General features: G+C 68.0%; 9 protein-coding genes and 1 pseudogene. 5 read left to right on the top strand and 5 right to left on the bottom strand.

Annotation, left to right across the window (positions count from 1 at the left end; genetic code table 11):
* Positions 1 to 369: 369 nt before the first annotated feature.
* The gene (locus tag WMF14_RS36620) at positions 370 to 2,835 is read right to left on the bottom strand and encodes an arylsulfatase (RefSeq protein ID WP_437793827.1); all 2,466 of its coding nucleotides are present in this window, start codon (positions 2,833 to 2,835) and stop codon (positions 370 to 372) included.
* A 462-nt stretch (positions 2,836 to 3,297) separates the two neighbouring features.
* Between WMF14_RS36620 and WMF14_RS36615 the strand changes: the two genes are divergently transcribed.
* A complete protein-coding gene (locus tag WMF14_RS36615) occupies positions 3,298 to 4,542 on the top strand; it encodes a LuxR C-terminal-related transcriptional regulator (RefSeq protein WP_437793824.1) in 1,245 nt (414 codons plus the stop codon).
* Positions 4,543 to 4,945: 403 nt separating this feature from the next.
* Here the strand turns inward: WMF14_RS36615 and WMF14_RS36610 are convergent, their stop codons facing one another.
* The 4 genes from WMF14_RS36610 to WMF14_RS36595 form a co-directional block, all read right to left on the bottom strand.
* Positions 4,946 to 5,101, bottom strand: a complete 156-nt coding sequence (locus tag WMF14_RS36610; RefSeq protein ID WP_437793823.1) for a hypothetical protein — start codon at positions 5,099 to 5,101, stop codon at positions 4,946 to 4,948.
* A 688-nt stretch (positions 5,102 to 5,789) separates the two neighbouring features.
* Positions 5,790 to 7,577, bottom strand: a complete 1,788-nt coding sequence (locus tag WMF14_RS36605) for an FG-GAP-like repeat-containing protein (protein WP_437793820.1) — start codon at positions 7,575 to 7,577, stop codon at positions 5,790 to 5,792.
* A 317-nt stretch (positions 7,578 to 7,894) separates the two neighbouring features.
* On the bottom strand, positions 7,895 to 8,698 hold the full coding sequence (locus WMF14_RS36600; protein WP_437793818.1) for a calcium-binding protein: 804 nt from the start codon (positions 8,696 to 8,698) through the stop codon (positions 7,895 to 7,897).
* A gap of 245 nt (positions 8,699 to 8,943) precedes the next feature.
* Positions 8,944 to 10,071, bottom strand: a complete 1,128-nt coding sequence (locus WMF14_RS36595) for an STAS domain-containing protein (RefSeq protein ID WP_437793816.1) — start codon at positions 10,069 to 10,071, stop codon at positions 8,944 to 8,946.
* A gap of 57 nt (positions 10,072 to 10,128) precedes the next feature.
* Here WMF14_RS36595 and WMF14_RS36590 point away from each other — a divergent pair.
* From WMF14_RS36590 to WMF14_RS36575, 4 genes and pseudogenes are all read left to right on the top strand, one after another.
* Positions 10,129 to 10,398: pseudogene (locus WMF14_RS36590) on the top strand (hypothetical protein); the annotation flags it as partial.
* 312 nt (positions 10,399 to 10,710) lie between these two features.
* On the top strand, positions 10,711 to 11,724 hold the full coding sequence (locus WMF14_RS36585) for a DUF4202 family protein (protein WP_437804370.1): 1,014 nt from the start codon (positions 10,711 to 10,713) through the stop codon (positions 11,722 to 11,724).
* Entirely contained in the window at positions 11,721 to 12,791 is a 1,071-nt protein-coding gene (locus WMF14_RS36580) for a CgeB family protein (protein WP_437793813.1), read from the top strand. Before WMF14_RS36585 ends, WMF14_RS36580 begins: the two co-directional genes overlap by 4 nt.
* 40 nt (positions 12,792 to 12,831) lie before the next feature.
* On the top strand, positions 12,832 to 13,560 hold the full coding sequence (locus WMF14_RS36575) for a sugar phosphate nucleotidyltransferase (protein ID WP_373372201.1): 729 nt from the start codon (positions 12,832 to 12,834) through the stop codon (positions 13,558 to 13,560).
* The last annotated feature ends 10 nt before the right edge of the window (positions 13,561 to 13,570 follow it).

The following is a 13,570-nucleotide window of genomic DNA, read 5'->3' as shown; positions in this document are numbered from 1 at the left end:
CTGCATGGCATTCGGTGGGTGCGCGCCGCCGGTCCCCGTCGTCGAGGTCCAGTCGCGCGCCGCCGCCTGCCGCTGCCTGAATGCCTCACTTGCGGAGACCACGACGCAGCGCCGTGGCCGACCGCGGCGACCCTGCCGAGCTCGATGACGGAGCGATCTTCCACCATAGGTTCAGGCGAGGATGCAACAGCGACGAGCTCGGCCGAGCGCTTGTCTTGCCGTTCGTGGACAGTTCGCTGTCATTTCTGGACAGGCGCCATCGTTCGCGCGCGCGAACGATGGCGATCTGCGCGATACGTCGAGGTCGAGCCCGACGACCGGTTCGCCATGGGGAGCTGCGGGCGGCTGGCCCGCGGCCGGGTCAACGTGTCACTGGATCGCCTCCAGCGCGTGCAATCTGTGTTCGGGGCTCACCTTGGCGGGTTCGCCCGTCAGCTCGATCTCCGCCCAGTGCACCTTGCCGGGGAAGCGGTTGTTCCCGCTACCTGCGAAGTCGGGGCACAACGGGCCGCCAGTCTTCTTGCCGACCATCAGGAAGGCGTCCACGTTGAAGATGATCGGATTGGTCTTGAGGATATGGCCCGGCGGCATATCCTTCGGTGTATAGTTGAGCGGGTCCTCACCGATGGCCGGGAACGGGACGAGCGGGAAAGGCTTGAAGTCGTTGTCCCTGGGCCACTTGACGAGGAGCTCCACTCTGCCGCCCTCGCCCGTATCCGTGCCAGTGTAGGTGAACTTCATGCGGACCTCGTACGCTTCGGACAGAGGCAGCAGCAGAGGTTCGGCTTGGACGTAGTACCGTTCGAGCCCAAGGTAGTTGTAGACGTAAGTAAGCCTTGCGTTTTTGACATAGAGGCCAAATCCGCCGAAATCGTTGCCCCGCGCTAGGATCACGCCGTTCGGCGCATCCCCGTGGGGGCCCTCGATCTTTGCCGTGATCATGAATGAACGATTGAAGTTGTTGATCACGCACGGGTCGGAGACGAAGCTGCCGTCGACGTACTTCTGCTTCGTGCCGACCGGGGGGGGCGACTGTTCTAGGCGCTCGGTCTTTTCGTCGTTGAGGGGAAAGACGTTATATCGGGCAGCAGTGATCTCAAAAAGCTTCTTCAGCTGCGCTAGCCTTTCGGGCTCCCTTTGGGCGAGGTTGTTTGCCTGGGTCCAATCCACCTCATGCGTCGACTCCTCGCCCCATGGGTACGTGTAGTAGAGCTCCCACGTATCCTTTTCGTAGTCCGGATTGGATTCCCAGTCCCAGGGCTTCGAGTGGAGGGTGACGGCGGTCCAGCCGTTATGGTAGATGCCACGGTTGCCAAACATCTCGAAGTACTGGGTCGTGCGGAACTCGGGCGCATTCTGCTCTTTGAACGTCCGGAGGAAGCTCGTACCCTCGATCGGCATCTGCAGCACTCCGTCGACGCTCAACGGCTCCGGCAATCCGGCCGCTTCGAGGATCGTCGGAAGCACATCGATCACGTAAGTGAACTGGTGTCGCAGCCCCCTGTCGCCCCGGTCGATGTGGCCAGGCCAATGGACGATCATGCCGTTGCGCGTGCCGCCGAAGAAGCTGGCAACTTGCTTGGTCCACTTGTACGGCGTGCACATGGCCTGGGCCCAGCCGATGGCATAGTGATTGTAGGCTTCCTTGGTGCCGAACTTGTCTATGTTGTCCTTGATGATCGTCTTCTGCTCATCGAGAGGTTTCTGGATGCCATTGAAGCCGATCATCTCGTTGAAGGTGCCCATGAAGGTTCCTTCGGCGGAAGCGCCGTTGTCGCCGAGGATGTAAATAATCAGCGTGTTATCCATGAGGTGGAGGTCCTCGAGCGTTTTGATCACCCTGCCGACCTCTTCGTCCGTCTGTTGGAGGAAAGAGGCGTAGAGCTCCATCTCGCGGCGCAGGGAATCCCTTATGCCGTCGAACATTTCATCGTCCCACTTTGGAACGTCCTCGTTGACCGCCGCCTCCGCGTCCTCTGGAATGACGCCAAGCGATTTTTGTTTTTTGCAAATCGTTTCGCGCAGTTCGTCCCAGCCCTTGGCGAAGTTTTCGTTGTCCTTGTACTTGTCAAGCCAGTCGTCCGGGATCTGGTGGGGCGCATGGGTCGCGCCGGGAGCGAAATAGATGAAGAATGGCTTGTCCGGCGCCATGGCCTTCTGCTGCTCGATCCACTTGATGGTCTGGTTTGTCAGATCTGTGGTCAGGTGGTAGTCCCCGTCGTGAGGCGTTTCGATGTAGGTCGTTCCATCGTAGAGGGTAGGGTAGAACTGGTTGGTTTCGCCTGCCACGAAGCCATAGAACTTCTCGAAGCCCATGTAGGTGGGCCAGTGGTCGAAGGGCCCCGATGGGCCGGTTTCCCAGACGGGCACCTCGTGGCACTTGCCGAAGTGAGCCGTCGAGTAGCCGTTGTACCTGAGGATCTTGGCGATCGAGGCGGCGGTGTTGGGGATCATCGAGGTGTAGCCAGGCGCGTCGGTATACAGCTCGGTGATGCAACCCATGCCGACGGAGTGGGGGTTGCGGCCAGTCATCAAGGCGGCGCGCGTCGGGCTGCACAGGGCTGTCGTGTGGAAACGGGTGAATCTGAGTCCGCCCTCGGCGAGCCGCTTGGCTGTCGGGGTATGAATGACCCCCCCGAAGGGCTCCGCGGCGCCGAAGCCCACATCGTCGAGCAGGATGAGGAGCACGTTGGGGGCTTTCGAGGGCGGTCTGATCGGCTCGATCGGAGGGAAGTGGGAAGCTGGATCCTGGGCATTGTACATCACCGGGCCGACATAGGGCCGGTCCGGAATCGGCAGGATTTCGCGCTTGAGAAGGTCTCGATCTAACGGCATGGGTGACTCCTTTCGATGGAAAGTTACCAAGGAATATACATAATCATTGGTAATTATAGAAATGGTACTGGATAAGGGTTTCAGAATGCTAAGGAAAAAATAGCTCGCTGATTTCAGGAGCACGATACGTCCGAGACGTCCACCAAAGGCGGCGCATCAGGAGCTTCAGCGGCGTCCTCCCTGCAGCCGGGCGCCTTGGGGCGCTCGAGGCCGACGTGCTCCGGACACGCCGTGCCGTCCAGCATGGGCGGCGCCTCGGTGTCCGTGGGGCACACGAGGGGCTGACACGCGGCCGGCGTCGTGCAGGACCACGCGCCGCCCTGAAAATGACAGACCGGCCCACAGTCCGAGTACCCGCCGCAGGTCATCCCACGATTGCGTCGTTAGGGCGCGCTTGCTTTCCTGACAGCGCTGACGTTTCATGCCGTCCGATCCGCGATCGATCCTGGAGGCGAACCCCCCATGCCCCGCGCGACTCACGAGGACGTGCCCCGCCGGTTCGAGATCCACACCCGCGACCACCACACCGCCGTATCCATATGGGAGGGGCTTTACGGGGAAGTCGACCCCGCGCTCCCGCGCGGTTTCGAGTGGCGCGCCCACGCCGTGGACTTCGGCCCCATCCTCTTCGTCCAGGACCATACCAGCGACGCGATCTACCTGGACGCCCAGGTGGACGCGCCGATGCTCGTCATTCCCGTCCGCGGCAGCGGACGCGCGGCGCTGGGACGCGACCGCGCGACCCTGGGACACGGCGGCGGCCCAGCCATCTTCTCGGCTCACGGCCGCTCGAAGGTGAACTACGACGGCGCGATGGACGTCATCACGGTGCGCTTCGACCGAGGCTATCTCTGCTCCCAGCTCGAGTCGATCACCGGCGAGGTCGTCCGCGAGGACTTCCAGTTCCAGCTCTCGCTGGACTCCCGCCCCGGAAGCGGATCCTACGTTGAACGACTCTGCCGCTTCATGGCCGCCGAGATCAACGCGGGCACGGACATCGATCACCCCCAGGTGTTCGCCGGGCTGACCGAGTCGCTCTCGCGCGCCCTGCTGCTGGGGCAGCCTCACAACCTCGCTCACCTGTTGGAGCGACCCACGCCGCCGTCGAGCCGGACGGTGCTCCGGCGGGTCGAAGAGTACGTGGACGCGCACGCCGCCGGGCCGATCAGCGCGATCGATCTCGCCGCCGTTGCCGGGACGAGCGCCCGCTCCGTCGAGGCGGCGTTCCGCGCGCACCGCGGGACCTCGCTCGGAACGTTCCTTCGCGATCGGCGCCTTGTCCGCGCGCAGCGGGCGCTGCTCGCCGAGCCGCACCTCGCCGTGCTGCACGTCGCGCGTGCCGCCGGCTTCGCCCGGCGCGAGGTCTTCGAGTCGGCGTACGTGCGCGCGTTCGGAGAGCGCCCGGAAGAGACTCGCCGGCGCGGTCTCCTCGCCGCCGGAACGGCGCCCGGCGAGGCCGAGCCGAGCCGGTGCGCGGCGCCTTCCGCCATCGAGCCTGCCACCCTCGCGGGGCGGATGGCGCTCCTCTCCGCGCGAGAGCGCGAGGTCTGCGAGGCCGTCGCGCGGGGGCTGCTCAACAAGCAGATCGCGGGGGAACTCGGGATCACCGAGCGGACGGTCAAGGAGCACCGGGCGCGCGTGATGGCCAAGCTGGGGGCGAGGTCCGCGGTGGAGCTGGGGATCCTGCTGCAAAAGGCACGTGAATAGCTTCACTCCTACGCCTCCTCGTCGCGACGACCCGTGACGCTGCCCAGAGGCTGAGGTCGCCACCGAGCCCGTTCAGCGTCTCGACGGCCGCCGCGCGCAGCTCGCCGAGCGCCTCGCGCGCCTCGCCGGAGACGGCGCCGCTTCCGGGAGCGCGATGCCGCCCTCGATGGCGGCAAGCCAGATCCAGTCGCCTGTCCTCAATGGCAGGTCGCGCCCTTCTGCTGTGCCCAGCTCAGGATCTCCGCCTGGCAGGCCGAGTTCTCCGCCGGGGTCACCGGGAGGGATATTTCTGGCACGGGCTCGGCGCGCAGCGGTCGGAGACGTTGGCGACGCAGGTCCCGCTCTGGCAGTGGAAGCCGTCGCAGCATGGCAGCGCGGCGTCGCAGGGCGCGTTCTCGGGCAGTCACCCGCCGCCCTGGCAGGTCGGATCGTTCACCGCCACGTAGTCGCCGGCGTGCAACGCGTGCGCGTTGATGCACGCCTGCTCGCTGATCTTGAGCACCTGGTACGGGTTCTCGGCCGACCCGGTACGGTGGCAGATCTGGACCTTGCCGTTCACCGCGAAGTAGTTGCACTCGGAGTGCGGTGATCGCCTGCTCCGCGCTCCCGAGGTGGTCGTCCTCTGCCGGCGTGGAGGTACACCCGCTGAGCGTTGTGACGGACTTCGCGCCCAGGAGCGTGAAGAGGGACATGAGGACGAGCGGTGTCTTGCGCCTCATCGGCGATACTCCTTTTCCGGTGGAAGGTCCCGCGCGCAAGCTAGCGATACGAAGTGGGGACGACCATCCGTACCTTGGTACGGCTTGTGGGCCCCGGCGAGATGTGGTTCAATCGCGAGGCCGCCGGCTTCGTCCTGTCGTCGCTCACTTGTCCTTTATCATCGTCTCCAGCGCCCGCCGGGCCGCATCGTTCAGCGAATTCAGGACGAGATCGCCGTACACCCTGGCTCGATCGTCCCTGAGCCTGGCGACCGCGGGCAGCACCGCCGCCGCGATGGTCGTTCCCTGCAGCCCTCGCCGTGCGCCATGGCCGAGAGCGCGCGCAGTTCGGGCTGGCGGGCCGCCTCGGATTTCGATGAGGATACGCTGGCGCGCGTCGTTCGCGCACTCTGGGAAGCTCCTCCATTGGCATGTACGGACGTCGTGCCGAGTAGAACGGCGACCGTGCCGCGACGCACGGTCGCCGCACGGAGCGCCGCGCAGGCTCGTACAGCGCTGCGCGGCGTCCAATTGGCAACGCCGTCCCAACTAGAACGACTGGTTGATCAGCACGCTCACGTTGTTTTCGAGCAAGTTGGTGGTGGCGACGTCGAGCTTGCCGTCGCCGTTGAGGTCCACCTCCGCCAGGCCGTAAGGCCTGTTGTTGCCGGTGGAGACGAAGGTGACGGGCTGGAAGGCGCCGGCTCCGTCGCCCAGCAGCACGCCCACCGCGCGGTTGTTGAAGCTGGTCGTAGCGATATCGGGCCTGAGATCGCCGTTGAGATCCGCGATCGCGACGTCGAGCAGGAAACCGCCGCCGACGGGATGAACGACGGGGGACTGGAAGGTGCCGTCGCCGTTGCCCAGCAGCACGGTCACGTTGGCAGAGCTCTGGTGGGCCGCGGCGATGTCGGGCTTGCCGTCGCCGTTGAGGTCCCCCACCGCCACGGCTCCGGGGAAGCTGCCGCCGGAGGCGTAGAGGAGGGCGGACTGGAAGGTGCCGTCGCCGTTGCCGAGCCACACGCTCAGGTTGCTGCTGTTGGCGTTGGCCGAGACGAGATCGAGCTTGCCGTCACCGTTGACGTCCGCCACCGCCACGTCGTTGGGGGTGCGGGCGCCGAGGTCGGTGTAGTCGACGGCGGGCTGGAGGGTGCCGTCGCCGTTGCCCAGCAGCACGCTCAGGCTGCTGCCGACGAAGTTGGCCGTGACGACGTCGAGCCTGCCGTCGCCGTCGAAGTCCGCCACCTCCACGCCGACCGGTTGATTGCCCACGGCATGAAGGACGGGGGCCTGGAAGGTGCCGTCCCCGTTGCCCAGCAGCACCCGGAGGCCGCCGATGCCGGGGACGTTGAAGCCCCCGATGAGGAGATCGAGCTTGCCGTCGCCGTCGAGGTCCGCCAGCGCCACGCCGCCGGGGTTCGTGCCGATGCCGCCGACGGGGGCGGCGGCCGTGAGGGTGCCGTCGCCGTTGCCCAGCAGCACGCTCGCGTTGGCACTGCTGACGTTGACCACGATGAGGTCGGGCTTGCCATCGCCGTTGACGTCCCCCGCCGCCACGCCCTGAGGGCGGTTGAAGCCGGCGTAGTCCTGATTCGCCTGGAAGCTCAGGGTGGGCATGTAACATGCCCCGGTCTTGCAGATCCCCGTGCTGCAGTAGATCCCCTCCGGAGCGTTGGGGTTGGAGCAGACGCCGCTGGAGGAGTCGCAGGTGCCGGCCACGTGACACTCGTCGCTCGCGGTGCAGGTGACGGGGTTGCCGCTGGTGCAGGTGCCGGCCTGGCACGCGTCGGTCTGCGTGCAGGCGTCGCCGTCGTCGCAGCCGGTGTCGTCAGGGGCGACGGGGTTCGAGCAGAGCCCGGTCTGCGGGTCGCAGGTGCCGGCCACGTGGCACTGGTCGGACGCCGTGCAGGTCACGCCCTCGCAGAGGTCTTTGCAGACGCCGTTGATGCACTGCGTGCCGTCACAGCAAGGTAGGGTGGCGTCGCACGGCGCGTTCACGGGGAGGCACCCGCCGCCCTGGCAGGTCGGGTCGTTTACCGCGACGTAGTCGTGCGCGTGCGCCGCGTGCCCGTTGATGCAGCCCTGGTCGCTGATCTTGAGGACGGTGTAGGGGTGATTGGCCGAGCCGGTGTAGTGGCAGATCGTGACCTTGCCGTTGACATCGAAGTACTCGCACTGTGCCGCGGTGACGTGCTCGTCAGCCTCGCCGACCTGCTCCGCGCCGGCGGAGTCTGACGAGGCCGCGCTGCACCCGGGACCGAACGCGAAGACGCCCAGGGAGGCGACGCAGAGGATCGAGCCGAACGTTGCATGGCGGTTCTTGGGAAGCGTTCTCATGACGAAACGTCTCCTCGGGCAATGGCCGGTAAGGGGCATCGTGGAAGGGTGCGGCATATCCTTGCGAGGGTGCGCGCTTGGTAGCTTCGAAGCGCATCTCGACCGCAACTCCGCCTCATATTGCGCCGGCGAAACCTCGTCATGTGAATTCACGTGCGAACGATGGGATTTACATGTTAACGGCTCGGGCCGAAGCGGGGGTGGGATCTCGTCGGGCTAACGCCGGTGTCGTGCCCGCTGCACCGCAAGTCGCGCAGCTCTCGCTCGCTGCGAAGCGGCACAGCACGCCGCTTGCCCGGGTGAGCACCGCGCGGCGCTCATCGACGAGACATGTACACGTCGGTCACCGTCCCCCGGCGCGCCACGCCAGCGGCGTCCGTGAAGGCAAACGCGCTCCGCTCGCCCTCGCAATTGCCGCGCGCGTCGCAGCGCCACTCGCGGAAGTCGCGGAGATCGATCGACGTCACGCCGAGCGTCTCGAGGGGCGTGATCTCTCTGGGTTCGCTCGTCCTGTCGAGGTTGTTATCCGACCAGACGACCACCCTGGCGAACGCCGGATCGTGCTTGTCGAAGACGCCGTTGTTGTCCGCGTCGAGCTCCCGCAGCGCTTCGAAGCCGTTCTTCGCGAATCCCCCGCTCCCCAGCCGCGCGGCCGAGCCGAACAGCTCGCCTCCATCCTGGATGACGCCGTCGCCGTCGCGATCGAGCGCGAGCCAGGGCGTCGCCGAGGTGGGCCAATCGCTCGCGTGGCACACGCCGGTGCCGGTCAGATCGAAGGCGGCGCCCGCCTCGGCGGTGAACTCCACCGGGCGATTGTCGAAGGAGAGCACGAGAGGCGTGAAACAGGTACATTCGGGCGATGTTCCGATGTGCCACGCCGATTCAACGAAGGGGCACTCGCGCCAGGTGGTCCTGAGCCCCCAGACGGCCTCGCCGTCGATGTTCACGCACTTTTCACGGCAAAACCCGCTCCCCGAATGGGGATCGTTGTCAGGGCATTCCCGCTCCTCGCCGATGGTGCATTCGCCGGGCGCCTCGGGGCCGAAGTCAGCCCAGCAGGCGGTCTCCTCCTCTTTCACTTCATCCCGTGCTTCATCGGTGCCGTCCACGACCTCGGCCATGCATCCCCCTCCGAAGGACGCACTCGCCGCCAACACCCCGACCCCAACCGCTCGCCTTGCCATCTCGGTGTTCATGATGGCCCGGAGGAGCATGCTTTGTGCCGTCCTGAATGCAATGAAATCTTGAGAGGTTACGAATCGTGGTGCCGCTTTGTGCCAATCGTTGACCGACGTGTGCCAGGTGGTCGAAGGTCTGCGGCAGGACGAGGGCGGATGCCCGGCCGGAGCACGACGGTGGCTTCGACTCAGCGCTTCCTGGAGCGCGAGAGGCCCTGGGCGATGGAGCCGACGATGGTGATGCCGGTCCCGTCAAAGCCCGATGCCACCAGGGTGCGGGCCAGCGCGGGCTGGATACCCGTGATCATGGCGGACGCGCCGAGCAGCCGGATGGCTCCTACCATCTCGATCAGGTGCCTGGCGCCGGCCTCGTCGAGCGCCGCGGCGCCGGTCATATCGAGGATCACCCGGTCGACCCCGGAGCCGGCGATCGCAGGCAGGAGCCGCGCCGCGATCTCCGCGCTCCGCTCTCGGCTCAGCGCCCCGATGATCGGCAGCGCCAGCGCGCGCTCGCCCACGTCCAGGATGGGCGCGGAGAGGGCGAGGATCTCACCGCGCTGCTGCTCGACCAGCGCCAGCGTCGCGTTCAGCTCCTCCAGAAGGCGGCCGCGCTCCTCGGCGGAGCGCTCCGCGCCTATCCGCGCCGTCTCGTCGGTGTGGTGGAGCAGAACCCCCAGGCCGCCCGCCACGGGATCACGCACCGCTCGCCCCTCGATCGCGTGCAGGCGCTCTCCATCCACCGTGCGGACGAGTATCTCTCGCGCCACGATGTCGCCGTCCAGCGCCGCCTTGAGCATTGCGTCCGCCTCGCCGGGCTCGCTCAGCCAGGCGCTCCACATCCTGGTGCGGCCGAACGCCCGCAGCGCCGCCGGGTTCTGCATCAGGAGCTCTCCGGTCGGGGCGACGAACGCGATCATCACGGAGGTGTGGCGCAGCGCCTCGATGCCTCGGAGGAGCTCCGGCTCAGGGGCTCCATCCGGGGGAAGCGCCTGGTTCAGGAGCGCGAATCGCCCATCGTCGAGCTCGACGCCCGAGGAGTGGAGCGTCACCGTCACGGGCACCCCGTGCGGGTAGAAGGTCCAGCTCTCGCGCACGACGCGGCGCTCGCGTACCTGCGCGGCGAGGGCCTGGATGCGCGTCCGGACCGGCGCAGGCACCGTCGAGAAATCGCGCGCGAACAGCTCGTCGCGATCCTGCGCCCGCCACAGCTCCAGGCCGGCCTCGTTCACCCAGCAGACCCGCGAGCGGTCCACGTCGAGGATCCACACGGGGACGGCCGACATCTCAAGCCCGGCCAGGCGCTGCGCAAGCTGCATCGGCGTCACCCTCGCTTACCGGGCCGCGGCGCGCAATGGGAGCCGGTCCGCTGTGTGATGCGCCTCATAAATTCGGCCTGCAGCGGCGGCAGGAACACCTGGCCGCGCTGCGATCATCCTGGGCCAGCTCCCGCGCCGACGGGAAACACGCCGCCTTGTTCTCCTCGATCCGCCGCCCTGGGGAAGAGCCAGGATGACGCGCACCCGTTCCACGTCTCGACGTACATGTCGCGCGGCGCGGCGTTCAATGGGATCGTGGATCCCGAGTTCGTCAATGGGGTCCCGGCAGCGCACTACCTGTCGCGCTATGTCTTCGTCACAGACCCGACCTACCCGGAGATGCGGTATCAGGGGCAGTGGGCCACGCCCGGGCGACCCCAGGCGGCGGGCGCACAGCACAGGCGGACCCAGTGCGGCTGTCGTGGCAGGGCGGCCACGGGGCGGGGCTCGGGGCGGAGCGCCGAGAGGAGATCGCCGCGGCGGGCTTGGCTACGGCGATCCCACGTCTCGCGCTCATTTCTTTCCCGACGGTGCTCTACGGAATTTCCGCGATGGTGCGGTGAGGACCACGGCGATAGGTTCCCACCTGCGGTCCCTGTTCGTCCGCGGCAGCCGCGCGCGGCAGCTGTGTCGAGCTCCATGCCCGGGCTGACCGGAGAGCGCACGCTCATGCTCAAGCGCCTGATCCTCATCGACGGCCCCCCCTCGAGCAGCGATGGACCATCGATCTGCGGGGCGCAGCTCCTCTCCCCGTCCGACAGGGCGGCGCTCTCCAGGGAGTTCCCCGGCGTGGCGGTGGAGAGCGGCGCGCCCGGCCCATCCGGGGGTGGGCTCCACGCCGTCGTCGACGGCCGCGCGTGGCGCTCGTCGGCGCTCGACCTGTGGGCGCTCGACACCCGCCTGCACGCGCTCGACGCCGGCGGCCTCTTCGACCTCCGGATCGAGGGGCTCGATCGAGCGGGCGCCGCGCGCGCCGCCTACGAGGTCCTCACACGGTGTCAGCGCTTCATCCGCAGGAGGAACCTCGCCTCCGCGACCGCTGTCTTCGCCCGGATCCTCGGGCGGCACCGGGAGCTCCACGATCTCGACAGGCCGCTCGTCCGCGCCGATTACGATCATGCGGTCGACGTCTGGCAATGGATGCTCCGCCTCGAGCCGCGCGCCGGCGTCGCGGTCCAGGCGGCGGCGCTCTTCCACGACGTGGAGCGGCTCGTCTCCGAGGCGGACGTCCGGCGTGAGCACCGCGCCCCGGACTACCAGGCGTTCAAGGACGAGCACGCGCGGCGCGGGGCGGCCCTGACGCGCGCCGCGCTCGCCGGCGTCGGGCTCGCGCCGGAGGTCCTCGACCGGATCGGCGCCCTGGTGGCGTCGCACGAGCGGCCGGGAGACGACGCCGAGCTCGCCTTGCTCAACGACGCCGACGCGCTCTCGTTCTTCTCGCTGAACAGCGCCGGGTTCCTCGACTGCTACGGGCCCGAGCACACCCGCGCCAAGGTGGCGTACACGCTCCGCCGCCTCCGGCCCGAGGCAAGGGCGCTCTTGCCGCGGATACGCTGCCGCCCCGAGGTGGAAGCGATGATCCTCCGCGAGCCGGACAGGCCGGCGGCGCCGGCGCCGGAGATGCAGGCATGGAGGAGGTCCGCTCCGCCATGAGGCTCGTCATCTTCGGTCTGACGATCAGCTCTTCCTGGGGCAATGGCCACGCCACGCTGTGGCGCGGCGTCGTCTCCGCCCTCGGGCGGGCCGGGCACCGCGTCACCTTCTTCGAGCGCGACGTCCCGTATTACGCCGCGCACCGGGATCTGAGCGCGCTCTCGCACGGCAACACGCTCCGGCTCTACACCTCGTTCGAGGACGTCCTCCCCGAGGCCAGGCGCGCCGTCCGCGAGGCCGACGCGGCGATGGTCACGTCGTACTGCCCAGACGGCGGCCCCGCGACCGACGTGGTCCTCGAGTCCGGCGCGCTCAAGGTCTTCTACGATCTCGACACGCCTGTGACGCTGGATCGCATCCAGGCCGGACAGCCGGTCGGCTACATCGGCCCTCGAGGCCTCGTCGATTTCGACTGCGTGCTCAGCTACACCGGCGGCGCGGCGCTCGATCAGCTAAAGGCGAAGCTCGGCGCCCGGCGGGTGTTCCCGCTCTATGGCAGCGCGGACCCGGCGGTGCACCGCCCGGTCCCGCCGCGGGACGGCTTCCGCGGGGATCTCTCGTACCTCGGCACGTACGCGGCCGACCGGCAGGCGGCGCTCTCCCGCCTCTTCCTCGACGCGGCGAGGCGGCTGCCCGAGAGGCGGTTCGTCATCGGGGGCTCGCTCTATCCCGGGGACTTCCCGTGGGCGCAGAACGTCTATTACGTGCGCCACGTGGCGCCGCCGGATCACCCGGCGTTCTATTGCTCGTCGCGGCTGACGCTCAACGTGACGCGGGGGGCGATGGCGGCGATGGGGTACTGCCCTTCCGGCAGGCTCTTCGAGGCCGCCGCCTGCGGGACGCCGATCCTGAGCGACGGGTGGGAGGGGCTCGACCGGTTCTTCACGCCGGGGAGGGAGATCCTCGTGGCGGCGACGACGGACGACGCTGTCGCGGCGCTCTCGCTCCCGGCGGGCGAGATCGCGGCCATCGCCCGCGCGGCGCAGGAGCGGGTGCTCGCGGAGCACAGCGCGGCGCGCCGCGCGGCGGAGCTCGTGACCATTCTCGAGTCGGTCTCGGCTCATTGAACGCAGTCGAGGTCGGCTCATGCAACGGAAGGACGACGCGATGTGGGGAGTGATTCCGGCGGCGGGCCTGGGCAGCAGGATACAGCCGCTCGCGTTCTCGAAGGAGCTGCTCCCGGTGGGGACGCGCAGGGACGGCGACGTGGAGCGGCCGCGCGCGGTCAGCGAGTACCTCATCGATCGCATGGTGCTCGCCGGGGCGACCCGGCTCTGCATGGTGATCTCGCCGGGCAAGTCGGATATCGTCGAGTACTACGGCGCGAGCGTCGGCCCGGCGCACATCTGTTATGTGGTGCAGCCGGCCGCCGCCGGGCTCTGCGACGCCATCTTCAGGTCGCTCCCCTGGATCCGGCCGGAGGAGGACGTGCTCGTGGGGCTCCCCGACACGGTGTGGTTCCCGGAGCACGGGCTCTGCTCGCTCGGCGGCGGGGGGCTCTCGTTCCTGCTCTTTCCGGTCGAGCATCCGGAGCTCTTCGACGCGGTCGTCACCGACGAGGAGGGCCGGGTGCTCGAGATCCAGGTCAAGCAGCGAGGCGCGCGCTCGCGGTGGGTCTGGGGCGCCTTCAGGCTCACGGGGGCTGTGATGCAAGAGCTCCACGGCCTCTGGTGCGAGCGCGGGCGGGAGGACCCGTACATCGGGACGCTGGTGAACGAGTACCTCGCCCGCGGCGGCAGCGCGCGCGCCGTGCGGGCCGGAGAGGCCTATGTCGACGTGGGGACGCTGCACGGCTACCACGAGGCCATCCAGCTCCTCAGCCGCGCCGCCGCGTGAAGGGAGGGGC

This window comes from Sorangium sp. So ce693 (assembly GCF_051521375.1).
GTDB classification, from domain to species: Bacteria; Myxococcota_A; Polyangia; order Polyangiales; family Polyangiaceae; genus Sorangium; species Sorangium atrum.
This window is presented reverse-complemented; position numbering and strand designations above follow the sequence as displayed.